This is a genomic window from Alteromonas sp. H39 (assembly GCF_047556435.1).
In the GTDB taxonomy this organism is placed as follows: domain Bacteria; phylum Pseudomonadota; class Gammaproteobacteria; order Enterobacterales; family Alteromonadaceae; genus Alteromonas.
The window spans coordinates 1498441-1524062 of record NZ_CP180210.1 but is presented as its reverse complement, the minus strand read 5'-3'; the positions used below and the strand labels follow the sequence as shown (position 1 = coordinate 1524062).

22 protein-coding genes are annotated in these 25622 nt (G+C 49.3%); 6 read left to right on the top strand and 16 right to left on the bottom strand.

Translation table 11 applies throughout. The annotated features are described in order from the left end of the window. Window positions 1-21 precede the first annotated feature (21 nt). The 15 genes from ACLBLI_RS06595 to ACLBLI_RS06525 all read right to left on the bottom strand — a co-directional run bounded on the left by ACLBLI_RS06595 (window position 22) and on the right by ACLBLI_RS06525 (window position 15680). Window positions 22-807, bottom strand: a complete 786-nt coding sequence (locus ACLBLI_RS06595; protein WP_414830321.1) for an SAM-dependent methyltransferase — start codon at window positions 805-807, stop codon at window positions 22-24. A gap of 114 nt (window positions 808-921) precedes the next feature. After that, window positions 922-2208 (bottom strand): pepsin-like aspartic protease, encoded by a 1287-nt coding sequence (locus ACLBLI_RS06590; protein ID WP_414830320.1) that lies wholly within the window; start codon window positions 2206-2208, stop codon window positions 922-924. Window positions 2209-2266: 58 nt separating this feature from the next. Next, window positions 2267-4588, bottom strand: a complete 2322-nt coding sequence (locus ACLBLI_RS06585; protein WP_414830319.1) for a methyl-accepting chemotaxis protein — start codon at window positions 4586-4588, stop codon at window positions 2267-2269. 118 nt (window positions 4589-4706) lie between these two features. Then, entirely contained in the window at window positions 4707-5849 is a 1143-nt protein-coding gene (gene tyrA / locus ACLBLI_RS06580) for a bifunctional chorismate mutase/prephenate dehydrogenase (RefSeq protein ID WP_414830318.1), read from the bottom strand. A gap of 33 nt (window positions 5850-5882) precedes the next feature. Further along, window positions 5883-6974 (bottom strand): 3-deoxy-7-phosphoheptulonate synthase, encoded by a 1092-nt coding sequence (locus tag ACLBLI_RS06575; RefSeq protein WP_414830317.1) that lies wholly within the window; start codon window positions 6972-6974, stop codon window positions 5883-5885. A gap of 329 nt (window positions 6975-7303) precedes the next feature. Beyond that, complete coding sequence (locus ACLBLI_RS06570) at window positions 7304-7927, bottom strand: trimeric intracellular cation channel family protein (RefSeq protein ID WP_414830316.1); 624 nt, start codon at window positions 7925-7927, stop codon at window positions 7304-7306. A gap of 287 nt (window positions 7928-8214) precedes the next feature. Further along, window positions 8215-8574 (bottom strand): 50S ribosomal protein L19, encoded by a 360-nt coding sequence (gene rplS / locus ACLBLI_RS06565; protein WP_218312797.1) that lies wholly within the window; start codon window positions 8572-8574, stop codon window positions 8215-8217. Window positions 8575-8591: 17 nt separating this feature from the next. Further along, entirely contained in the window at window positions 8592-9353 is a 762-nt protein-coding gene (gene trmD / locus ACLBLI_RS06560) for a tRNA (guanosine(37)-N1)-methyltransferase TrmD (RefSeq protein ID WP_414830315.1), read from the bottom strand. Further along, window positions 9354-9875 (bottom strand): ribosome maturation factor RimM, encoded by a 522-nt coding sequence (gene rimM, locus ACLBLI_RS06555; protein ID WP_414830314.1) that lies wholly within the window; start codon window positions 9873-9875, stop codon window positions 9354-9356. A 24-nt stretch (window positions 9876-9899) separates the two neighbouring features. Beyond that, the gene (gene rpsP / locus ACLBLI_RS06550; RefSeq protein ID WP_414830313.1) at window positions 9900-10151 is read right to left on the bottom strand and encodes a 30S ribosomal protein S16; all 252 of its coding nucleotides are present in this window, start codon (window positions 10149-10151) and stop codon (window positions 9900-9902) included. A 254-nt stretch (window positions 10152-10405) separates the two neighbouring features. Then, complete coding sequence (locus tag ACLBLI_RS06545) at window positions 10406-11017, bottom strand: response regulator transcription factor (protein WP_414830312.1); 612 nt, start codon at window positions 11015-11017, stop codon at window positions 10406-10408. Further along, a complete protein-coding gene (locus ACLBLI_RS06540; protein ID WP_414830311.1) occupies window positions 11014-12114 on the bottom strand; it encodes a sensor histidine kinase in 1101 nt (366 codons plus the stop codon). Before ACLBLI_RS06540 ends, ACLBLI_RS06545 begins: the two co-directional genes overlap by 4 nt. Before the next feature lie 2 nt (window positions 12115-12116). Continuing rightward, entirely contained in the window at window positions 12117-13946 is a 1830-nt protein-coding gene (locus ACLBLI_RS06535) for an amidohydrolase family protein (RefSeq protein WP_414830310.1), read from the bottom strand. Between the two features lie 13 nt (window positions 13947-13959). Next, complete coding sequence (locus ACLBLI_RS06530; protein WP_414830309.1) at window positions 13960-14748, bottom strand: ABC transporter permease; 789 nt, start codon at window positions 14746-14748, stop codon at window positions 13960-13962. Then, window positions 14748-15680: an ABC transporter ATP-binding protein gene (locus ACLBLI_RS06525; protein WP_414830308.1), complete on the bottom strand. Its 933-nt coding sequence runs from the start codon at window positions 15678-15680 to the stop codon at window positions 14748-14750. The genes ACLBLI_RS06530 and ACLBLI_RS06525 overlap by 1 nt, the downstream gene beginning before the upstream one ends. A gap of 468 nt (window positions 15681-16148) precedes the next feature. Here ACLBLI_RS06525 and ACLBLI_RS06520 point away from each other — a divergent pair, with 468 nt between their 5' ends. The 6 genes from ACLBLI_RS06520 (at window position 16149) to map (ending at window position 24430) form a co-directional block, all read left to right on the top strand. Next, window positions 16149-17930, top strand: coding sequence for an ABC transporter transmembrane domain-containing protein (locus ACLBLI_RS06520; protein WP_414830307.1), 1782 nt, complete (start codon window positions 16149-16151; stop codon window positions 17928-17930). A gap of 128 nt (window positions 17931-18058) precedes the next feature. Then, window positions 18059-19114, top strand: a complete 1056-nt coding sequence (locus ACLBLI_RS06515; RefSeq protein ID WP_414830306.1) for an efflux RND transporter periplasmic adaptor subunit — start codon at window positions 18059-18061, stop codon at window positions 19112-19114. Continuing rightward, on the top strand, window positions 19107-22223 hold the full coding sequence (locus ACLBLI_RS06510; protein WP_414830305.1) for an efflux RND transporter permease subunit: 3117 nt from the start codon (window positions 19107-19109) through the stop codon (window positions 22221-22223). The genes ACLBLI_RS06515 and ACLBLI_RS06510 overlap by 8 nt, the downstream gene beginning before the upstream one ends. 424 nt (window positions 22224-22647) lie before the next feature. Next, the gene (locus ACLBLI_RS06505) at window positions 22648-23109 is read left to right on the top strand and encodes a host attachment protein (protein WP_414830304.1); all 462 of its coding nucleotides are present in this window, start codon (window positions 22648-22650) and stop codon (window positions 23107-23109) included. A gap of 345 nt (window positions 23110-23454) precedes the next feature. Further along, on the top strand, window positions 23455-23661 hold the full coding sequence (locus tag ACLBLI_RS06500) for a ParD-like family protein (RefSeq protein ID WP_414830923.1): 207 nt from the start codon (window positions 23455-23457) through the stop codon (window positions 23659-23661). Then, on the top strand, window positions 23654-24430 hold the full coding sequence (gene map / locus ACLBLI_RS06495; RefSeq protein WP_414830303.1) for a type I methionyl aminopeptidase: 777 nt from the start codon (window positions 23654-23656) through the stop codon (window positions 24428-24430). The genes ACLBLI_RS06500 and map overlap by 8 nt, the downstream gene beginning before the upstream one ends. 38 nt (window positions 24431-24468) lie before the next feature. Here map and ACLBLI_RS06490 read toward each other — a convergent pair whose 3' ends face one another. Next, the gene (locus ACLBLI_RS06490) at window positions 24469-25620 is read right to left on the bottom strand and encodes an alpha/beta hydrolase (RefSeq protein ID WP_414830302.1); all 1152 of its coding nucleotides are present in this window, start codon (window positions 25618-25620) and stop codon (window positions 24469-24471) included. Window positions 25621-25622 lie beyond the last annotated feature (2 nt).

Below are 25622 nucleotides of genomic sequence, written 5' to 3'. Positions count from 1 at the left end.
AGCCTGTTACAGATGATTGAGTTAATCGTCATCCAGCCTATCCAGCATTCTTAATACATCGTGATCCCTGCGTTTACCCTCTGCAGGCGGGATCACCATTGTGGTGTGTTGGTGTATTTTCGCATCACCCAGATGTTTCAAGGGTAACCACTCAATACGCACGTCATCGATAGGAAGCACGGCGGCCTCGTAAAGTGCAACTTTGTGATCTGCAGGATAAAACGCCAGTAACGATTGCATAAGCAATTTACGGTACTTCTGGTGAGACTCGAATTCCTCATGCTTGCGATCACCGACCATACCCACTTGCCAGAGTATCAGCAGTGCGCTGGTGTCCAGGCACTTTTTATTCATAAGAAACTGATTGGCCTCATAATGAATACACCCGTGTGTTCCCGGATCCAGCCCCATATCGGCATATAAACAATCTTCTGCTGAAATCCCAGGCTCCATATGCGCCTGAAAACCTTCACTGCGGGCAAGGCTTATCACTTTGTGCGGCGCTAGCGCAAACACACCGGGGTGGCCATAAAACGCTCCCACCACGTTTTTGCCTGCCCGAACTTCCGTCATCATCGCCGAAACCATTTCTTTGTAAGTTTCCCGACGGTCTTTGCCGACCGCGTAAAAAGACTGGAGACTTCTGACCTCACTATTCATGGTCATTACCCATTCTTCTACATATTTGTCTGATAAACTGCAGAACACGATGTCAGCTTGTTCAATGTAACTTCTGGATAACGGGCAAATATGCGCTCCCAGCGTCATTCCTACACCTACGGCGACAAAACTTCCTTTCTTTTCCATATGTAATTCGTTTCCAGCAATTTTAACGTTAGTTTTCAGTCACCCACTCTATTGCGCCTGAAATGGTAAAACCAAGTCATGCTATCCCGCTATGAATCAGGATCCCCAGTGATATTACTCCCGCAAGGCCAACGCCACTGCATTGATAATATGGCCAGGCACATCCACTTTGTGTGCAAAATGTACGCAACCATTTTCACCGTCTTTGCGGTCAAAAATCGTATAGTAATTGTTGAGCAATGGCAGTCCAAGGATCATTTGATTCGGCCAGCCGTCAAGGCTGCAAAGCTTAAAAGTTGCCTGGTTTGGTGTTGGCGCATGAATTTGCCAGTATGTATCCGGCTTTAGCGTTAAGGTGACAGGCTGTCCGCCCTGCCCCTTGAGAATTAGGTGAATGTCCGGCCAGATCTCCAGTTTGAGCGTATTTAACGGTACTCCGACTTCCTCACCGGTAAAATTGCCGTAGGCTGCCAATAAAGGCTCAAAGCCGCTATGGTAAGAAGACAGCGCTTGCTTAACCGCGTCTAATACCGACGAGGGCATTACCAGCATTGAGGCCCCGCTATCCACAATACCATTGCTGACATAACTGCTCTGATGCTTTTTATCGAGCTCTGGCACCGTTATTTCCGGCAACTCTCCTACCCGAACGCCTGTGACTTTTACATTGTAATACTTGTCGTACAGCAGCGGCACTGAGTAAACTGGATCTCGATAAAGCTCAACGTGTTCAAATGGCTTTCCTAATATGCACAACCCATGATTCAAATGATGGCTTATCAAATCATCGACAGTCCGGTGCTTGTCGGTTTGAAATACGCTTGAGCGGTGAGTCAGCAAAGCAAACTGGTCGATTACCGCGCCAGTTTCTTCTAACTGCGTAAAATAAGGCGTGATAGCGGCCTTTGGAAGTTGATGTAACGCCTGAGAAAACGCTGACACCGTCTGAGCTTTTTCCTGCAAAATATAGGGGTAACTACTCAGGGGGCTTATTCCCTGTTCTGTGAGAATATCAGATACATCGAAGGCCTGATCCAGCGGCGTGAACGCAAGTCCCAATATGCCATCCGCTTGCAGAAAACTCTTTGCGCCAGCTTCGCAGGCGATCGCGAGCTCAACGTCATCCAATACCACACGGTGACCGGGCAATCCTACTGTAACACGGGTTTTTACAACCGGCCCATACCAGCCACCACTGCCATATTCGACACATTGTGCCAAGGAAGTGGGACTAAAATACTTGTCTTCATCTTTCTGGTAACAGGATTCTTTGATCGCGAGCACACTACTACCGGTATCCAGGATTACGTTTACCGGCCTTGTGGTTCCACTTATGGAAATCCTGGCTGTATAACCACCTTTTGCAAATACATTGGTTAACGGGACACGGAATGACTTCATTAACACCATCACTTTATTTCAATAGCAGAGTGATAATGCCACTAAGTCAATGAATTAACTACACCTTAAATCGTGCCACCAGATCTTTGGTCTGGGCAGCAATCTTAGCCAGTTCGGCCGCAGATTCGCTGCTGTGTCTGGCGCCAAGATCAATATCTGACGACATCTCTGAGATGCGGGTAACGTTTTCGCTGACACTTCTTGAGGTTACGTGCTGCTCTTCTGCTGCTGCCGCTACCGTATCCGCCAGCTCCTGTACTCGCACAATGGTCTCCGAGAGCTCGTTCATAGCGGTAGTAACAAGGTCTACCAGATGAATACCACCGTCTGCCGCCGTAGCGGCTTTTTCCATGGCTACCACTGACTTCTCTGATGATGCTGTCATCTTGCCAACTATGTTACCGATCTCTACGGTGTTTTCCTGTGAACGTGTAGCCAATGCTCTGACTTCGTCGGCAACAACCGAAAACCCTCTGCCTGCTTCGCCGGCGCGGGCTGCTTCGATGGCTGCATTGAGCGCCAACAAATTAGTCTGATCTGCGATACTGGTGATGACATTAAGCACTGCCGTGATTTGATTGACTTCATCTTTTAATGAGCCAATGACTTCACTGGAATCCCGGATCAGATGCACCAGTAGCTTAATGTTTTTAGCGGCAAGATCGGCACGCTCCATATTTTCCTTTAAGCTGGACAGGGCTTTCAGGCCACTGTCACGGGTATCAACAGTCGAACGGGCTACATCCTCAATAGACGCAGAGAGTTCCTCCACCGCACTTGCTGCAATGTGTGTTTCATCACGTTGCTGCGATGTGGTTTTAGTACTTTGCTCCGTGATAGCACTTAACTCTTCCGATGCAGATGCCAGTGAATCTGCATTATCTTTTACCGTCGATACAATTTCTCGAACCTGAGCCATGAACTGATTCAGCGGCAGGATTATCCGGTTTATCTCAGGAATGCGGGACGTCTCCAGTTGCACGGTTAAGTTACCATCGCCATGCGCCAGATCGGCACAGGCATCGCCCACCCTTTCTAAAGGACGAACCAGGCGGCGAGCAAGCCATAGCGCGATAAAGACAGCGACAATGACAACCACTGAGGTCTCGATGAGGGTTGAAACCAATAGTTTTTGGCCTAACTTCTTTGCCGGCTCAAGTGCTTCATCGACATCGATTTCCGCCAGTAAAGCATACGTGTAATCGCCTATTTCAACGGGTGCATAATATGAATAAACCGAGATATCCCGGTAATCTTTTAGTTCCATAAAACCGGACTCACCAGCCAGTGCTTTACGTGCTGCTTCACTTTTTACAGGCTGAATACCCACCGATGTGTCTGCATCCCGGATGACATCAACAACATCAGGATATTTTTTAGATAGCGCGGAAAAGTAGCCGTTTTTATCTTCAACAAAAAAGCGACTTTCGTTCACCAGAAAACCCTCCGGAGAAACCAGATAAGTTTCACCAGAATCGCCAAAACCACGCGCTTTCCATTCGTTATTGTGTGTAAGGATCCGGCTGATTTTGTCCAGCGGCATTTGGAAAATCAGCACCGCCTCCCGCTTACCATTAATTTCTATGGGAGATGCCAGAAACCCAGCCATCGCGTTATAAGAGGGAACATAAGTATCCAGTGTGCTGGCCGCAACTGCATTTGGATCTTTCAGCGCGGCTGCCGCCTTGAAAGCCTGACCTATGCCGGTTCCCGCATAAGGGCCTGTTTTCAGGCTGGTCGCAAAGTCCAGCTCTTTAAAGACGCTGTAAACAATGTTCCCGGTATCAATGTCGGCAATAAAAATATCGTAGTAACCAAACTGGTTCAGAAAGTCTCTTATTTCGCCATGATAGCGACGATGTGCAACTGCGTAGTCAGTCTGATTCGGGAGATCCGTAAGTTTATCTTTATTACCGATGGGGAACTCAGAGCCTGCTATAAAATCGTATTGCAGTTGTTTGCTTGTACTTGAAAGCGGCGATAGAAGCGCGCTGGGGTCACGATGTGCCTGCACATTACGCTTTTTATACAACGAGGCAAAATCCTCTGAATAATAGCGAGTCAGCGCTTGCTGTTGCTTAGTAGTGAGTGAGGCACGCTGTGACTCATAAACGGTAAAAGCCGGAATAAAGGCATCTGCGGCATTTTTTATTAACGATGACGACGACAGGTTACTCACCTGCGAGGAAATAAAATCAATATACTCAGTAATTGCTTCGCGAGTCTGAACGTTTTCGATTGTCAGTTTATCCAGACTTGCCGCTTCAAGTGCTGTTGTCGACTCACCCACTCCTACACGGTATGACACACCCGCGACGATGATGACTGAAATAGCAACCATTGGAATAATAGCTAACAACAGACGGTTCTTGAGCGTCATGATCTAATTGTCCTAAAGCGTCCCTTGAGGGAAGGTTAAAATTTGCAGGTTACGGGATTCCTGCAATCATAAAAGAACACTTTAGTCTAAATTAAGGAATAATAAATTGTACGGTGGTCTATTTTCTTAACATCTGGCCATCGTCTGCTTTGAGCAATAGTTGCTTGCTGTCAACCAGACACATTTTTGCGTAGTCTCCAAACCAGCCCCCGATCTCAAGAAACTGTTTGATAAAGGCTTTTTTATCTCCACGTTCCAGAATATCCAGCGCAACGCCAAAGCGTTCGTGAAAACGTCTCAGCAATGCCACGTTATCTGGATTGTTGAATATGATGTCTGCGTAGAGCTCAGGCGCCTGCGCAAAAAGCCTGCCAACCATCGCCAGTTCCAGGCGATAAATGGGCGAACTAAATACTGTCAGAGTGTCGAGATCCGGGTTTTCTCCTTTCAGGTGCGCACCGTAAACGAAGGTATTAAAGTGGCGCATAACCTGAATGTAGGCCATAGCCTGATCGTGTTCCTCAGCGCTACTCTCATGAATTGTCGCGCCCCATATACGCATCTGCTCAATCAACCACTGATAAGCATCAGGTGCCCTGCCATGGCACACCACAACCACCTGCTTAATCATGCCTGGCGCATCGGGGCCAAACATAGGATGGAGGCCGACAACGGGACCAGAGTGCGCCGCTAACATCGCCTTCAATGGCTTAGATTTAATACTGGTGATATCGGCCAGTACGCATTCTTCCGGCAACGCGGTTAGCTGAGAAATAACGGTTTCGGTGAGGGTAATGGGAACCGCCACAACTACCAGCGCCGCATTCGCAAGCACCCGCTCTGCATGGCCTGACTGCCAGTCATCTTTTTCAATGACATCAACGTCATAATCGCTGCGCTCGAAAAGACTGACAAATACACGTCCCAGTGCACCACGCCCCCCAATAACCACCACATTCCCCGTTTTCGGGTTAACGCCTTGATAGCGGTTGTTTTGCGTATGGTAAGAATCGCGCATGATCCTGCGCATGAGATCTTCAGCAAGATCAGGGGAAATGCCGGCCTGAATAGCCTGAGCCCGAAGTTTGTCAATTAATGCGACTTCACGCTCTGGCACGTAAACCGGCATACCAGTTTCGGCCTTAATTTCACCAACTTTGCTGGTAAGAGCTGAACGTTTAGCCAAAATGTCGATGAGCTGGGCATCCAGCTCATCAATGCCTGACCGTAATTCGGCCAGACGCTGCGACGAGTCCGTCATGATCGCACTGTTTTCCCTGTAGTCTTGTTGATATCAGGCAACATCAAAACGTTTATTTTGACGCAAGGGTAACACAGTAATCAGCTTATCCCGGGTTTGGGTAATCAAATTTTCGGTGGTTTGCCAGTCAATACAGCCATCGGTAATGGAAATGCCGTATTCCAGCTCGGCAGGCGATTTGCCATCCGCATTCTGGTTACCTGAATTGAGGTGGCTTTCCAGCATAACTCCGATAATAGACTGATTACCTTCAAGAATTTGATTCACTACATTCTGCGCGACCAATGGCTGGCGACGATAGTCTTTGCTTGAGTTGGCATGGCTGCAGTCTACAACCAGTCCTGCCGTAAGACCCGCATCCTGCAGTTCCAGTTCGCACTCAGACACACACACCGAATCGTAATTCGGCTGTTTGCCGCCCCGCAGAATAATGTGGCCATCGGGGTTACCGCTGGTGGCGATGATACTCACCTGGCCTTGCTTATTGATGCCCATAAAACGATGACCTGATGCCGCTGATTTTAACGCGTTAATAGCGATCCCCAGGCTACCGTCAGTGCCATTCTTGAACCCTACGGGCATAGACAATCCGCTGGCCATTTCACGGTGAGTCTGCGACTCCGACGTACGCGCTCCAATGGCGCTCCAACTGAACAATTCTGCAAGATATTGTGGGCTGATAGGGTCCAGCGCTTCGGTAGCAACCGGCAGCTCCAGCTCCGCCAGCCAAATCAGAAGCTCGCGGGCTTTACGTAAACCAGTTTCAATATCAAACGTGCCGTCTATGTGCGGATCGTTGATTAACCCTTTCCAACCGGTTGTTGTGCGCGGCTTTTCAAAGTACACCCGCATCACGATAAATAAGGTGTCTTTACAGGATTCATGCAGCTCTTTTAAACGCAACGCGTACTCTTTCGCTGCATCAATGTCGTGAATCGAACAGGGGCCACATACCACCAGCATGCGATGATCGCGGCGATGGATGATATCCGAGATGGTTTTTCTGGCTTGTGAAATGGCTTCCAGTGCCTTATCTGACACTGGCAGCTCCTGACTTAAACTTTCAGGCGTAACCAGCACATCTTCTGCGCTGATATGAACATTGTTTACGGTGTCCTTAATCATGATTTCTCTTATCTTTGACTGGCTTTAACGCGGTGAAAGTAACAAGGCAACATGTGTAATTATTTATTTACACCGCAAAAGCAATTAAAATTTACAACATGATTGACTTTTTACCAATAACAAATTGAAGGAGCAAGCTTTAGTGCATATTACCTTGATATAACCTATTCCCAAAGGTTTTCCTGAGGACAATTACTAAAGTATAGACGGGAAACGAATATCTTTTAAGCAGTGGTAAGGGTTTTGCTCTAATCTTGCTGCGCCGTGCACCTTGAAGCTACGGGGAGAACCATAACGCAGACAGTACTCAATGGTGAACAGCACAGGCTTTAAAGGATACGACCTTTTTTAAACAGGTTGGGACGCCACCCCCAATGCAGTGCACCTAATCGTAACAATACTGTTGTGGCAATAGCGCCGACGATACACCAGATATAAGAAACATCAACCGCAAACAACACCGCATATACCAGTCCGCCGGATAAGCATGCAGTAGCATAGAGATCGCCCCGCATCACCAGCGGGATCTCCCGGCAAATCACATCACGCATCAGGCCACCAAATATACCGGTTGTCATTCCCATTGTGATGGCAACAAGCATACTCGTTCCCTCTATCAGCGCCTTTTCAATACCAACGATATTGAATATGGCAAGCCCAATCGCATCCACCAGTAAGAAATAGTAATTGGAAATAGAAGGCAGATAGCGGATAAATGCTACGGTAGCGATAATCGCACCGTACGTCGCATACAGGAAATCCGGACTTTCAATCCAAAATATTGTCGTATTCAGCAATAAATCCCGTACGGTTCCCCCTCCCAATGCGGTCATTGAGGCAACCACTACGATGCCAAAGCCATTGATATTCTTTTCATGGCCCATCAGCGTTCCCGAGACCGCAAAAAATGCAGCTCCCAGTATATTCAGAAAATGAAAATATTCAGACGACATCCCTGCGCGTTTCCATAATTAAGCAGATACCTTCTTTATTCGGTAAAAGCCGTCGGTAAGATCGTATCGCATGGCGATTTGTACAGACAGCGACCACCTGCGTGTCCATTCGGGTTACACGAGCAATACTCGCTGAACTGTGTCAACTGCCGATAACTACGCTGTACACCGGATTAAGGGGAACCAGATGAGACTCTAAAAGAGGGGATGGCGGATAAGTTGCAGACACAAAAAAGCCCGCTGGAAGCGGGCTTTCGAAGTTAACGATAACGCAAGTATTAGTAATCTTAGTTAAGCTTTTCTTTGATACGTGCAGATTTACCTGAACGCTCACGAAGATAGTAAAGCTTAGCACGACGAACCGCACCACGACGTTTCACTTCAATAGAAGAGATGGCCGGGCTGTGTGTTTGGAAAACACGCTCAACGCCTTCGCCGCTAGAGATTTTACGAACTGTAAAAGACGAGTGAAGACCACGGTTACGCTTAGCGATAACAACACCTTCATATGCCTGAAGACGCTCTTTGTCACCTTCGGTAACGCGAACTTTAACACTCACTGTGTCACCTGGGCCGAACGCAGGAACATCAGTTTTTAACTGTGCTTGTTCAATTTTTTTGATGATATCTTGACTGACTTTGCTCATCATTTCCTCTCATCTAGTTAACTGTCATCTTGCCGCAACTGTGACTTGAATAATTCAAGTAACCGCTGTTGCTCCTCAGTCAGAGCTAGGTGGTTAAATAACTCAGGGCGACGCTGCCAGGTTCTTCCCAGCGATTGCATGTGTCGCCACTGCCTGATTTTCTCGTGATCACCGCTTAATAACACCTCAGGAACCGCCTGACCCTCGAGAACTTCCGGCCGCGTATAATGCGGACAATCCAGAAGCCCGTCAGTAAAAGAATCTTCAACTGCGGAAGCTTTGTGACCCAGTACACCAGGTACCAGTCTGGCAACCGCGTCCATCAGGACCATTGCCGGAAGCTCACCGCCGCTTAACACATAATCACCAATGGAGACTTCTTCATCCACATGGGCGTCGATTACGCGCTCATCGATTCCTTCATAACGTCCGCAAATTAAAATTGTGCGGTCAATCTCTGACAAGCGCTGTACGCCTGTCTGGTCCAGGGGCTTACCCTGTGGTGACAGATAAATCACCTTACTGTTTTCACCGCCAACCTGTTTGGCTGCGGCTATGGCGTCAGTTAAAGGCTTTACCATCATCAGCATGCCGGGGCCGCCCCCGTAAGGACGATCATCGACGGTGCGATGGCGGTCATGAGTAAAGTCACGTGGGTTAAAGGTATCTACACTGAGCAGACCTGATTTCACTGCCCGCCCCGTTACGCCCTGCTGGGTGAACGGTGCAAACATTTCCGGAAACAGGCTGACAATGCCAAACCATTTTTCCGCGGTCACTTAGAACCCCGGATCCCAGTCAACTGTAATGACCTTGCCTTCTTTATCTACCGATTGCACGACATCGTCGAACACAAACGGCAATAATCTTTCTTTCTGACCAAACGCGTCTTTTACATTTGCCCGTACCTGAAGTACGTCATTGGCACCTGTATTAAACACCTCTTTCACCACACCCAAGTCGTAACCTTGCGTAGTTACTACCTGCATGCCGGTGAGCTCACGCCAGTAATACCCTTCGTCACCTAAATCAGGCAACTGGTCAGCATCAATACAGATATCCAGGTTCTTGATGCGCTCGGCATCATCTCTGGAGTCAACACCTGTTATCTTTGCTACCAGGTTCTTACCGTTCGGTCGCCACTGGTCAATTTGGTATTCGTTATCATCACTGAGATTCCAGGGCTGATAATCGAAAATACCTTCCGGTGTTTCGGTATAGCTGTTGATTTTGACCCAACCTTTAACGCCATACGGCGCGCCAATTTTGCCAATTACTACTTTGTCAGACGCTTGACTCATCTATACCCACCAGTTGCACGCTGCTTATGCAGCTGCTTTTTTAGCTTCTTTTACCAAGCTAGTTACGCGCTCAGAAAGCGTCGCGCCATGACCAACCCAGTGCTCAATGCGCTCAAGATCTACACGCAGACGTTCTGCCTGACCTTGTGCTGTAGGGTTGAAGAAACCAACGTTTTCAATGAAACGACCGTTTCTTGCACGACGGCTATCAGCCACCACTAGTTGATAAAAAGGACGCTTTTTCGCGCCACCACGCTGTAAACGAATAGTAACCATAAATGCCTCAAACTCGTTGTAGCGTTACCGTTAACTTACCTTTCTGCTTGCGAACAAAAAATGAGCGCGAGGAGAAAGGCCGCGGAATTATACGGAAATGACAGGTGATTGCAAGCAGAATCAACAACAAAGGCGGTATGCAGAGTATGACTTCCGGAGTTTGTCATTGCTCACTACACAACTCACTACACAATCTGTTGTCGGCAGAGCCAATATACGATCAGATCACAGCAAGTCTTGTTGTTTTCCGACGGTTACAACCAACCCTTTTGCCGGGCAATTCGAGCTGCTTCAATGCGATTGCTGGCATTGAGTTTACTGGATGCACTGGACAAATAATTACGCACCGTACCCGGCGATAAGTGCATTTCACTTGCTATTTGCTCTGTTGGATAACCATCGGCAGCTAACTTGAGCGCCTTGCGTTCTTTATCACTTAACGGATCAGCTTCTTCCCAGGCGTCTACAATTAGCTCCGGAGCGACCATTTTACGTCCCTGCATCACCCGCCGGATTGCATTCGCCAGATCATCGCTTGGGGCATCTTTGAGCAAATAACCTCTAACCCCATAATCCATAGCACGGCGCAAATAGCCAGAACGAGCAAAAGTGGTCAGAATAATGACTTTGCAAGGCAGCGAAAGGTTTTGAATTTGCTGGGCTAGTTCCAGGCCTGACATTTCAGGCATTTCAATGTCGGTTAACAAAATATCAGGGTTGAGCTCGTCGCAAAGTTGCAAGGCTTGCTTGCCGTTGCTGGCTTTGCCAATGACCTGCATATCCGGCTCTAATTCTAACAGCGCAGATAATGCCCCCAGAAGCATACCTTGATCTTCGGCAATCAGAATGTTGATGGTTTTGTTCATAGTGGCACCGTCAGGATAATATTAAAGCCTTGCTTAGAATTCAGTGTGAGTTTGCCACCCAGTGGAGCCAGGCGTTCGCGCATGCCTTTCAAGCCATTTCCTTCAGGCCCCGCTTTACTACTGCCGTTATCTGCAATATGCATAGTCAGGATACGATCTGCTTCGTTAAGTGTAATCTGGCAGCGGGTTGCATTCGCATGCTTCACCAGATTAGTGATGGCTTCGCGAACAATAAAGCCGAGAGTTGTATCGATATTAGCAGGCAGGGTTGAATCAGGAATTGTGTAATCAAAGTCCACTTCCACCGAATTTAGCAGAGTTTTTGCGTTGGCTAATTCTGTGGCCAAATCCTTCTGGCGGTAACCGGTAACCGCTTCCCGCACTTCCGTCAGGGCACGGCGACTGATTTGTTCAAGTTCAGCAATTTCTTGTCGGGCTTTATCTGTATCGTGATCAAACAGCTTTTGAGCCAGTTGCGCTTTCATGGTGAGCATAGAGAAGGTGTGACCAATCAGATCGTGTAAGTCCCGGGCAATGCGTTCCCTCTCTGCGGTCGTCGCCAGTCGCTTTACCTCGTCCTGGGTAAGCTTTAACTGGGTATTCTTCTTCGCTATTTCTCGCTGAAAGACGTTTGCACCACCGATCATTATTGAAAAAATCAGCGCCGGAACATAAAAGTAGGCTGATAAGTCTCGCAGCCAGGCTAGCAGCACAATATAAGCCAGAATGACGCCGATGGTAGCCAGGCTCTGTTTCGGAGGCCCCGCATGTGCCGCAAATGCACTGGCGTATACGAAGAACACTCCTGCGCCCGGATTCACTAAGGTCAAGACGGAGCCAATCGCGCAGATGGCTGCTATGTAAAACAACGTTTGGAAACCTGTGGTCCAGTAGGCCCGAAAATAACAAGCCAGGAATAACAGCGTACCTATTGCCGAGACCCACACATGCCAGGCCGGAGGGTCGTAAAACGCAAAATGAACAAAATAAATCCCCAGATAGACCAGCCATAGATAGGGTAAGACCCCTTGGTCACTGTTGGCTGGCAACAATCGGTGATGCACCGATGTGGCCAGCGCATAAAAACGTTTAATCATGTTTACTCAAAATAAATATTATCGAGTGTAAAGTTAAAGTCTGGGGTGGCCTTACCGGCTGCCCAGCCAATCCCGGTGACACTTGCCCAATCAACACCACCAATGTCACTGAGGTTAATTGCCACCTGCCTACACTGCCCTGTTATGACAAAGCTGACATCACTGGGTCGCCCGGTTTGTGATGTTAAAACCATAAACCTGAATTCACCATCGGTACCTGCCACATCAAAGACTATACGCTTGAAATTGCTAAGATTATAGCCACCATCCATGGACTCTGAGAACATCAGGAAAACGCCGGACCATGGATAGGGAAACTGCTTTCCAATCGTACCGGTTACCGCAAGAGCACCGCTATTATCACAGCCTTGCGAAATGTGCGTAATCTCAGCAGTGGAATTTCCCTGCATCATCTGGTCGGTTGAGACAACAAACTGGCCGCCCAGTTGAGACGTAAGGTCATGGGTAAATCGGCTTACCAATCCGGAACTTGGCGTTTCACCCGTCACTTTTTGCGACGCAAAATAGGCCGTTGCCTGATAGCCATTTTTGACTATCCAGCGAATGTGCTGGGTGTGTTTAATGTCTTCTCTGGGATCGTTGTTAAGTACAATAAAGTCTGCCCGGGCACCGTGGCGTAAATGACCACGCTCGCCAATAGCAAACGTTGCATAGGGTAAGTAGGTAGCTGCGGTTAATGCGTCAGTGGGAGAGAGCCCGCTATCCACCAGCAAGGCCAACTCATCGTGGAGACTGACTCCATGGGCCGTACCTTGGTTTGGCGCATCGGTTCCGGCTAATACCGCAATACCTGCCACGTGCATTCTGCGGGTGTTCTCAATAGCGATCGCAAAGTAATCTTCCGCCACCCGGTCCGAGGCAATGTCGTTAGCAATAGTATGCTTAACATCAGCCGCCAGGTGAGTGCTGAAAACAGAATCCTCTATTAATGCCTGGCCCCGCCCTTCACCGGCAAGCGATGCCAGAATCGATAAGGTGGGAATTACGAACATATCCTGAGACTTCATCAGCGCAATGAGTTCGTCGCTCACCGGCGTACCACCGAAAGTATGCACCAAACCATCTGCACCGGCTCTGGCAGCATGCTCTGCCGACGTCAGATCCATAACATGGACCACTGCCAACGCTTCCTGGGCATGCGCTGCTCTGACAACAGCTGCCAGGGTGTCGTAGTCAATTGAGGTAAAGCGGCCTTTATGCCCGGCTTGACTGGCTGCAGCATCGTAGACAATTTTAATGTAGTCAGAACCTTCGGCCAGACGCGCAGCGACAAAGTCGTGGGCTTGATCCGAAGAACCTATTGTAGGAATCGATATACCGTACTCGGTGCCGTGACCACCAACACTGGTTACCAGTATACCGGAAGAAAACAAGTCCGCTTCCTCAGTGGCAGTCAGGCCAGAGCGCTGTGCTTTTTTCGCCAGAAAAAAACGGCTGTCGGAAAACATATCCAGTGTGGTAGTTACCCCAAACTGTAATGATTGTCGTAACGCTTTGCCCCACGAGTGGGTATGTGCATCAATCAAACCAGGGATTACAAAGCCACCTTGTCCGTCCACTATCGTGGCATCGGAAAGTGATGCAGGGCTCACTATCCGACCATTCTGGACTGCCAGGCTGGCGTGTTCATGCCATTGTTGGCCATCGAAGACGGTGACGTTGGTGAGATGGTAATTGCCGTTATCAGGTATGGTCAGACGGCTTTCATCGCCAGTCGCTTCTGGCTTGGGTGCAACCTCCGGTGTTGGCAATATACTAATAAAAAGGCCGATCAGTGCTAAGCTCGCAATAATAATGATAGAAAATCGCATGGTTTACTCCTTTTTAATGACGGTTGTCGATAGCGTTAAATTGCTTAACAGAGAGGCCCAGAAAGACCAGTGTGTAGGCTGCTAATGCGCCGACATGTAAATACCAGGGCGCGCCTGAATCATTGCCCTGAATAGCCAGTGCCAGTTGTGCCAGGTGGTAAGCAGGAAAGATATTGGCTGCGAGTTCGAGGGTTGAGGGAAACAACTGTATCGGTACCCACAATCCGGATAAAAACGCCATTGGCAGGTAAATCAGATTGACTACGGCTGGTGCGGCTTTGGCCGATACTGACAGGCCAATGAACAGCCCGATAGCACAGAAAGGCAAGGTACCGATAAGTACGGTAATAAGTGTAGAAACCCACTGTCCGCGGGTCATCACCACGCTGCCAAACGCAGCTCCCAAGGCAAACAGGCTAAGTATAATAACCAGTGCGAATAACATGGCTGTAATAATACGCGCCGCAAAATAGCTGCTTATTGGCATCGGGCTCACTCGCTTCAGACTTAAGATCCCTTTGTCTTTATCCGTGGCCACATCCGCACCAAAAGAAAATAATGCCGGGCCAATGGCGCCGAATACAGCGTAGGTGGCCATCATGTATGTCGCAGCGTGGCCGGGTTGACCACCCATGGCGTTAAACAACAGGCCAAAAAACACATAAAACATCACTGGGAAAGCGAGGCTTGGGATCACGAAGCCCGGAGTACGCAGTGTTTTTGTCAGCTCTGTCTGGGTTTCTAACTGCAAGATATGCCAGCGTTGAGTGAGTGACAACGGTGAAGGTTGCAACGTGTTCATTACGCTATCTCCTGAATATTTGCAGTACTTTCTGATGAAACAGTGGGTTGAGTGAGGTGTAAAAATGCATCTTCCAGCGATATACCTGACACCGTTAGATCCTGGGTTGATATGCCGGCTGTAAAAAGTGCCTTCAGATGGGTTTGCGGCGCAGATGAATACACTTCAATATAATCGCCGCGGTTTTGCACTTTGGTGTCTGGCAAGAGTTTTCGGATTTCCTCAGGCGAGACGTTACTGCGAAAGCGCACGCATTTCCCCCCCAGTTTTGCTTTGATCTGTTCGGGTACGCCCTGGGCCACAACCTGCCCTTTGGACAGCACGACAATTCTGTCGGACAACGCATCAGCTTCTTCCAGATAATGGGTCGTCAATAACACTGACGCGCCTTGAGCGGCTAATGCCCGTATGCAGCGCCAGAACTCACGTCGGGCTGTGGCATCCAGGCCAACGGTCGGCTCATCCAATATTACCAGGCGCGGATTACCGATAATGGCCATGGCAAATAACAAGCGCTGCTTTTGTCCACCGGACAGAGTTTGAACCTTTCGATGTTGCAGATCAGTTAACAACGCCGTATTTAGCACATCTTCAAGTACAATGCTATTTGGGTAATAGCTGGCAAATAACCGCAGTTGCTCAATAACCTTAACGTTATCGGGCAATGCGGCAGACTGCAGCATCACGCCCATTTGCTGCTTGGCAGCCCAGTGTCCGGCAGGATGGTCAAATACCCTGACCTGCCCGAAATCTGCCGTTAGCTGTCCCAACAACGTACCGATAGTGGTGGTTTTTCCTGCCCCGTTTTCCCCTAAAAGCGCCACCACTTCGTTAGGCTGAATGGATAACGACACATTTTTCAGGGCGTGCTCTTTACCAAAGTGTTTAGACACGTTACTAACAGTAACGAGCGGTTGATGGTCTGTAGGCATACTGTTTCTCCGTAGTGATGGAATCAGTATGCCGGGGGACGGTGAGATGGGTAATTAGCAAGTGTCATCACTTTTTTATGACATTTGTCACTTTTCGAGTTATCTCAAAGTAATAGCCTTGCCTCCCAATCGAAAAACCAGGAGCCATGGGTAAATTTGAAGAAAAATCAGACGGTAGTTTTCCACGCATAAATGCCGTCCCAGACAGTGATGACAGCGTCAGAAAGTAGCCTTTCTTTTATCTTTAGATTGCTAATCCGGTGGGCGACTACTCTGCAGCAGCGAAACTAGAGACTGCTGATGAACACTGAAAAAATTCAAACCTAAACATATTTAATTTGAGATTGCGCCGCCTACCTCTGAAGGTTTCCTGCTACACCCGATGATTAAACGCGTAAGGCCGAGCTGTAGTCGCAAATTACAATCTTTCCAGTGCGCCTTACCGTAAACTCTTCGACGAAACTTATTATGCTTTACACAAAAGGACATGCGGCTTTGGTACTCAAACAACCACAGGTGTCGACGACTACGGTAATACGTTGGTTAACCAGTTATCTATCGCCATACCAAATGCGGGTGGTAGGCGCTGTCGTGGCGCTGTTGATTGCCGCTGGCGCATGGTTGTTGCTTGGTCAGGGCGTGCGCTTTGCTGTCGACAGTGGCTTTATGGCGAACAACCCGGAAACACTGAATACTGCTGTCGTCGGTGTGCTGGCTATCTGTTTGCTGGCCAGTGTCGCCACCTACTGTCGCTTCTATCTGATGACGTGGCTGGGCGAACGCGTAAGTGCCGATATTCGTCAGCATGTCTTTGCTCATTTACTCACGCTGGCACCTGACTTTTACTCTACAACCCGCACCGGCGAAGTCATATCCCGATTTACCAGCGATACCACGGTACTGCAAACCGTTATCGGAATGAGTTTGTCTATGGCTATCCGCTCGGTAATTACGTTTACTGGTGCGCTGGTGTTGATGGCGATCACCAGTCCTTTGCTAACGCTATGTGTGTTACTGGCGGTGCCCGCTGTACTTTTACCCATACGCCTGCTGGCGCCGCAGGTCCGTCACTATGCCAGGCTGTCTCAGGACAAAGTGGCAGATATTGGTGCCAATGTTGACCAGAGCCTGCACGAAATTCGTACCGTGCAGGCTTACACTGCAGAATCTTTCGAGTCTCGTGCATTTTCTTCTCGCGTCGAGGCAGCAATGAATACCGCAAAGCGTCGTATTCATTATCGTTCTTTATTGATCGGTACCATCATGGCGTTAAGTCTGAGCGCAATTATCGTTATCGCCTGGATTGGCGCCAGACAGGTTTTCGAAGGAACAATGTCGATGGGCGAGCTGTCGGCGTTTCTGTTCTACGCCGTCATGGCAGGTGGGAGTGTGGCCACAATATCCGAAGTCATTGGCGAAGTGCAGCGCGGTGTAGGCGCCAGCGAACGATTAATTCAGTTGCTTAACAGCCATTCCGATATTAAAGAAGGGACGCACGTGTTGCCGGCTCGCAAATCGTCTCCACCGTCGTTGAGCTTCGAGCACATTCATTTTGCTTATGCAGATTCTCCTGCCCTGTTTCATGATTTGTCATTTACCATTGCCCCCGGTGAAACCGTTGCTCTGGTAGGTCCCAGCGGCGCGGGAAAATCGACTTTATTCCACCTGCTAATGCGTTTTTATCACCCTCAACGCGGGCAGATCCTGATAGACGGTACGTCAATCGCCGAGTGTACCCTGGCATCATTACGCCAACAAATCGCTATTGTTACCCAGGAACCGGTAGTATTTGCGACCACTGTGCTTGAGAACATTCGATACGGAACGCCCTTAGCGTCTGAAGACGATGTCAGGCGCGCCGCAAAAGCCGCCTTTGCTCATGAATTTATCGATCAGCTCCCTGACCGCTATTCAACAGAGCTTGGCGAACGTGGCGTGCGATTATCTGGCGGACAGCGTCAGCGCATTGCAATTGCCCGGGCCATTCTGGCTGATCGGCCGGTGTTACTTCTGGACGAAGCGACATCCGCTTTAGACGCAGCCAGTGAAAGGCGCGTTCAGGAAGCTCTGGACAAACTCATGCACGGACGCACAACAATAGTGATTGCTCACCGTCTGGCCACGGTTCAGCACGCCGACCGCATTATTGTAATGCAAGAAGGTGCGATAACCGGCACCGGTAAACACGACGAATTGCTGAAACACGATGCACTGTATCGGGAATACGCCGAGCTGCAGTTGTTAAGCTGACCCGTCTATGGTGCCATGCGTATAATAAAAAGTATGACAAATTGTGTCGCTTGTGGTCAGTGCCGCCGAGAACAACAAAAAAGTGGCCTTCCATTCTGACGTGCTAACCAGTTTTTACGGAAATAACAATGAAATTAAAGACGTGCCGCCACCTGGCAGCAGTAGTATTTTTTGCCGCCCTGTCCGGCTTTAGTTCACTTTCTTACGCCCAGTTTTTTGGCGATAATCAGGCCAAACTGGTTGTCACTGAACCTGTTCGCTTTCAAAACGAAATCAAGCAAGTTGAAGCAGTAGGAACCGCTGAGGCTGTGCGCTCTGTTATTTTGTATCCGGCAGTCTCTGATGAAGTTCTGGAAGTCAATTTTGTTCCTGGCCAGCAGGTTGAGGCAGGGAAAGTACTGATTCGTCTTGATGATCGCAAACAAAAGGTGGCGCTGGAGCGCGCAAAACTGCAGCTAAAAGATGCTGAGCGTACCTATAAGCGACTGGTGGAAAGTCTTGACCGAGGCGCCGTTCCGCAAAGCGAGCTGGATGTTGCTCAAACCACGCGCGACCTTGCCAAAGTAACAGTAGAAGATGCACAGGCCGATTTGGAAGACCGCTATATCGTAGCGCCATTTGACGGGGTGGTTGGGCTTACCGATGTTGAAGTGGGTGATCGTATTACCACGACAACAGCAGTAACCACACTCGACGACCGCAGCAAATTATATGTTAACTTCCGTGCACCAGAAGCCTCACTCCCCGTATTATTGAACGCTCCGGATGTCACTTTGGAGCCCTGGACGAACCGCAATACCACGCTTAAAGCAGAAATTGCTCAGCTTGACTCACGCATTAATGAAAGCGACAGAACACTGCGCGCCCGCGCTATTCTGGATAACACAGAAGATAACTTTCGTCCGGGTATGAGCTTCAGAGTAAACCTCTCAATTAACGGTGAACGTTACGCCGCCATTCCGGAAGCATCACTGCTTTGGGGAGCCACCGGCGCTTACTTGTGGAAAGCAGAAAACGGCAAGGCACAGCGAATTGATGTAAACGTACATCAACGCCTTCGGGGCACCATTTTGGTGACCGGTGACCTGCAGGATGGCGATATGCTGATCGCCGAAGGTATCCAGCGCCTGCGCAATGGTCAGGAAATCACAACCGAACTGGCGAGAGGCGTGGGTGATGAGTAATCAAACACCAGCTACCAGCGATCTTCCCTCACTGGCAATTCGACGCCCGGTTCTTATCGTTGTTCTGAATTTATTGATTGCAATTGCCGGACTTTCTGCCCTGTATGGTCTTGAAGTTCGTGAATTACCCGATGTAGATACCCCTACGGTTACCGTGACTGCCAACTATCCTGGCGCATCACCGGAGACTGTCGATGCGGAAGTTACCAGCCGTTTAGAAGGCGCTGTCGCGCGGGTAAGTGGCGTAAAGAATATATACGCGCAAAGTGAAGAGAACTCGGCGCGAGTGCGTGTAGAGTTCAGACCGGGCATTAACCTTGAAGATGCTGCGAATGAAACACGTGAGTCGGTCAGCCGTGTTCAGCGCGAACTTCCTGATGATGTCGAACAACTCGCTATTATTCGGGCTGATAATGACGCTCAGGCTGTCGTCAGTCTGGCGGTGTCCAGCTCGACGTTGGATATGGAAACACTCACTGAGCGGGTAGATACTGATTTAGCCCCGCTTTTTCTCAGTATTCCCGGCGTGGCCGATGTAAACCTGAGCGGCGACCGAGAACGAGTGTTGCGCGTATCTGTCGATCCGCTGCGACTGACCAGTTTCGGACTGTCTATAACGGATATTGCCGAAGTGCTGCGTCTTGCGCCTTTTGATGTGCCTGCTGGCAGTATTCAGTCTTCAGATCAGGCACTGATTGTGCGCGCCGATGCCACGTCAGTCACTGCTGAAGACGTGCAGCAAATTGTAGTTGCCGGCGACATTCGCATTGGCGATGTCGCCAGTGTGTATTTTGGTCCCGCGGATACCACCAGCGTGGTCAGGTTGGACGGTAAACCGGTTATCGGTCTTGGTGTGATTCGTCAGGCCAGCTCTAATACCATTGAAATTTCTGATGAAGTGTTGTCGATGGTCAGAGATCTCGATAAGCGTTTCACTGACATGGACATCGTAGTGACGTCCGATGATGCGGAATTTATCCGCGATTCGGTTCAGGAAGTTGTGATATCGCTGAGCCTTACCGTATTGCTAGTAGTATTTACCCTGTTGGTATTTATCGGCTCCTGGCGCGCAACCATTGTCCCTGCCCTGTCAATTCCGGTGTCACTTGCAGGTGCACTGGCTATCATTTGGGCACTTGGTTTCTCTATCAATATACTGACACTTTTGGCACTGGTACTGGCAACCGGCATGATTGTCGACGATGCCATTGTAGTATCAGAGAATATTCAGCGCCGTCGCGCGATGGGCCTTGGAGCCCGAGCCGCTGCCGTTATCGGCACCCGGGAAGTCTTTTTTGCGGTAGTTGCCACCACCGCCGTGCTTGCCTCAGTATTTATCCCTATCGCCTTTCTACCCTCAACTGCGGGCCGGTTGTTCCGTGAATTTGGCGGCGTACTTGCCGGCGCCGTGATCATTTCCTCCTTCGTAGCGTTGTCACTGGTTCCCGCACTCACCGCAAGACTTCCGCTGAAAAAACCGGGAGAAGGAAAACGCGATTTATTCGGAAAGACACTCGGCGCTGCCGGTTATAAGTGTCTGGGTGCATATCAGCGGTCTTTGGCGTGGTCCCTGAAATACAGTTGGTTAATTGTGCTGGGCAGTATTCTGGCGGCGGTGGGTGCCTACTTCACGGCCCAGAATATAGATAATGAGTTATTGCCAAGCGAAGACCGGGGCACAATCCGCATCTTCGCACGTGGCCCGGACGGCGCAGGTCTGAGTTTTATGGATCGTCAGGCGGAGAAAATGGAGGCGTTACTGATGCCCTATGTCGACAACGGCACAATCGACTCTATTTATACCGTTGTTGGTCAGTGGGATCCAAATATCGTCTTTATCACGGCGCCCTTGAAGCATTGGGATGAGCGCGAGAAATCACTGCAAGAAGTGGTTGAAGAAATTCGTCCCCAGTTGGAGTCAATTCCCGGCGCGCCGGGTAACGCATTCGGCGGAAACAGTCTGAATCTGCGTGGACAAGGCGGCGGGCTGGAACTGGCGCTGACGGGTGACACCTATGAGCGAATATTTGACGTGTCACAAGACTTCGCGCTGAAAATTGAAGAGGCGCTGCCTGAGCTTGGCCGCCCCCGCATTAGCTACGAACCTACCCAGCCTCAGCTCAGAGTCAACATTGACCGACGCCGGGCAGAAGAGCTGGGAGTACCGTTAAACGACATCTCCAGCACATTACGCGCCGCGGTGAACGGGTTTGATATTGCCGATCTGAACGTAGGCGATCAGGCCATTCCGATTATGTTACAAACCAATAACCGGAGTCAGAGTGACCCGTCTGACTTAACTGAGCTTTTTGTAAAATCGGTCGATGGTAATCTGGTTCCCCTCTCCAGTGTGGCATACATCAGTGAGGAAGGTGTCGCGGCTGAGCTTGAACGGCAGGCTCAGCGACGCGCGATAAAGCTTGAAATGGAACTGCCAGAGGATGTTGCACTCAGCGACGTAGTGGAAACCATTCGCGGCCTTGCAGACGACAATCTTCCGGACGGAATTGGCCTGGTGTTCCTTGGTGAGGCTCAAACTTTTGAAGAAACGTCTAATCAGGTCATGATGACTTACATTCTGGCATTTATTATTGTCTTGCTGGTACTTGCTGCACAGTTTGAAAGTGTAAACAGTGCCGTGGTGGTCATGCTTACTGTTCCCTTTGGTATTGCGGCTGCGGTTTACGCACTGTTTTTAACCGGTACAACAATCAATGTGTACTCGCAGATTGGGCTGGTGATGCTGATAGGTCTGCTGGCGAAAAACGCTATTTTGCTTATCGAATTTGCTGACCAGCTACGTGACAAAGGCTACAGCGTGTACGATGCCATCGTAGAAGCAGGTAAGGTACGTTTACGTCCTATTATGATGACACTGGTATCTACCATTCTGGGCGGCTTGCCACTCATCCTGTCAGCCGGTGCCGGGGCTGAATCGCGAAACGCCATTGGCTGGGTTGTCTTTGGCGGCCTGGGTATTGCGGTTATCTTTACCCTTTACCTGACCCCGGTGCTTTACCTCGCACTGGCCAGGTTTACCAAACCCCGTGCAGATGAAAGTCTGCGTCTTGAACGGGAAATGGAACAGGCTGAGCATCAACACAGCTAACCGTTGTGAATCAGGAGTAAGGTTATACCAAGCTCATTACACGAAAAAGCCCGGATTGCCGGGCTTTTTAATTCTGCGCGCTAACACAGCCTGTGGTCGTATTCGCTGTTAGAGGAAATCGGCCGGTTACCATCATACTGCTACCAGCATGTATGACGTGCAACGGTCAGTCCTCTTCTTAATTACTATCGCCTTTGCGCAGGCAATAGGTACTCACCGACATTTCCCTATGCGTTGCGCCCCCTGAAATATACTCATGACGACAACCGGAAGTTTGGCCTTCACTGATAGTGGCAGTGCTCTTGAGATCCTAAGCGCTGCTTTACGACGAAAAGGTATCGTTGCGTAATAAACTTCACTTTTTCGCAAAACTTTTTCCTAAGGCTATGCTTATAAACCTTACCCAAAAGAAAAAGGAGCCGACATGTTAGGTAAATCTTATCTGGTCGTTGCCAATCAGGCCGAAGCAAAAATTTTTCTCGAAAAAGACGGTGCCTCTGAGTTAGAACTGGTAACCACGTTGTCTAACGATGACGGACGCGCTACTGATACAAATCTGGTCACTGACAGACCCGGGGCCATCTCCGCGCCCAGTGGCGCCGTCCAGGGTGTCGATACCATGAGCAGGAAAGATGCAACCGAGACCGAAGCCGAACGTTTTGCCTCTACTGTTACCGACTGGCTGGATAACAAGCGTTGCGGGGAAAAGATTTATCACATCGACATCATCGCCGAACCCGGGTTTCTGGGTAAACTGCGCAACAATATGAGCAAACAGCTCACGAAATTGATTGGCTATACCATCAATAAAGATGTCGTGAATGCGGACAAATCACGCTGGCTTGCGGATTTAAAAAGTGCCGGACGCGGAACGGCGATTCAATAACCTCATTTAACCTGCTGAATTTACTTCCCTGTTACAGCTCCGGCGCTGCGTTTCCGTGGCCCTGAGTCTGTAACAACATCATCAAATAACAGACAGTAGCATTTACCTTTCGGGAATGCCCGTCAATGCATGGCACTCCTTGTCGTCGACAACGTAGTGGAAGGTAACACTATCCCGTCTACACCTTCCAGTTGTTAACAGCACTTCCTCACTCTTATCAGTTTTTTATAAGCTTTACGGAAACACTTCGCCTGCGTTATTCGCCCCCTATTTACACAAGGTGTCTGGCAACGTCACAAAACATACGATATGCTACACTTTATTACCATTTACTACATTAAAATTATGGGTATCGTAAAAATCTCCGATGAGCTTCACGAAGAAGTTAGAAAAAATAGTGCAGTGATGGAACGCTCGATTAATTCTCAGGCTGAATTCTGGATGAAAATCGGGCGGCTTGCAGAACAGAACCCCACCCTAACCTATGAACAAATCCTTAAACGGGAAATGCAAAACAATAATATTTCTACTGTCAGGTTAGTCAGTGAGTAACGTTATTATCAAAACGCCGGATGAAGTGGCGTTGATGCGCACGGCAGGTCAGTTGCTCGCGTCTGTATTTGCTGCACTGGATAACGTTATCAGCGAAGGCATGACCACACTTGATATAGACAGCTTTGTAGAAGACTACATTGTAAACAAGCTATCAGCCCGCCCTGCCAGCAAAGGCCAATATGGGTATCAATATGTGCTCAATGCCTCTGTTAACGACGTGGTCTGTCATGGTGTTCCCGCCGCTACCGCCAAACTGAAAGCCGGCGATATTGTCAACATCGATATTACCCTGGAGAAAAACGGGTATATTGCGGACAGCAGCAAAATGTACGAAATTGGACAGGTATCGCCGCTTGCCAGACAATTAGTCGCCACCAGCTACCAGTGCATGTGGGCAGGGATCCGCACCGTCAAACCCGGCGCTACACTGGGTGACGTGGGTTATGCTATTTCCCGCCTTGCCAGACAACATGGCTACAGTGTGGTAAGAGATTATTGTGGCCACGGTATTGGCAGAGAGATGCACGAAGCGCCCGAGGTGCTCCACTACGGCAGCAAGGGGGAAGGACTGGTCCTGAAAGAAGGCATGGTATTTACTATCGAACCGATGATAAACCAGGGAACGCACAAGACGAAACTTAAAAAGGATGGCTGGACTGTGATAACCCGCGACAAGAAACTCTCTTCACAATGGGAACACACCGTGGCAGTGACAAAAGAAGGTTATGACGTCCTTACCCTGCGCGAAGAAGAGTGCCAGAAATAATCTCAGCTCTTTTATCACGCAGAGTAAAACGCGACGTGTTATTCGTGGCGTTGAGCCTCCGCCATAAAATCTGTTAATTTCGTCATCATAGTGTTGTAGTAAGGGTTAAAAGTAAGCCTCGCATACACCTTCCCTTCTTCGGTGAGCCCCCAGGGCCCAAACCATACGGGCTCGCCATTTTCACATGCCTGCGTTTTTTCATCTGACTGGCCATTATCGCAAATCCGTAATCTGCCCTTGGTTCCGTACAATACGTTTCCGGGACTAAACAATACTGCCATATGAGACGACGCACCTATTCGCTGATCGGGCACCTGCATTGTATAACCAGTAATATCTGGATAATCCGGCGCCTTTTCGCCCAGCCACATCAATGTTTTTGTTTTGGTATCAAAACTGTCATTAAAGTACGTTGCAACCCGCTGCACATCAACTACGCTGTCCTGTTCCGCCACAACCATAAACACCGGCAACGAGAGCGCACTTTCTTCAAATGCATCAGACAGCGCCTCTACGCTCCGCTGATAGGCGGCAAAGCCTGTCATGGCAACCGAATTGTAGCGCGTAGGATTATCCTCGGGTTCAAGGTTTGGCCAGGGATAAATACCAGTAATATAGGGAGCGAAGCGGGTTGCGAAAAAGTTCGATTCGTAGGCGGGAGAGAACAACAGCAGACCAGCAATGTCATCCCGGGAATGGGCTGCCAGCGTGACCAGGTTAGCTCCGGTCGAAAAACCACCAAGAAATAATGTTTTTACGTCCTGGGCGAATAATGAAATGTGGTAAGAAGTGACGCGTTTCCACAGCGTAAAGTCAGCATTTAACATGTCTCCGGGCTTAGAGCCATGACCGGGGAGCAGGATGGTTCTTACCTGATAACCGCTGGCACACAGGTCGCGGGCAATATCGTGAAAAAAGTATGGTGAGTCACCCAGACCATGCACCAACAACACCCCTACAGAGTTGCTTTCCCCGCATGAGTACGGCGTATTCAGCTCCACCTCCCATGAGGCATTTTCTGTTACCGGCAGTCTGTGCCGGGACAACCATTGAAACGTAGCCTGCTGATATTCTGGAAAACTGTTAAGTTGATATGGCGGCATTGACGTCGCCCGCTCGAAACGCGGAGACTGTACCTGCTGGCACGCACTCAGGGCCAACAGAACGAGAAAGACACACAAACTACGCATGG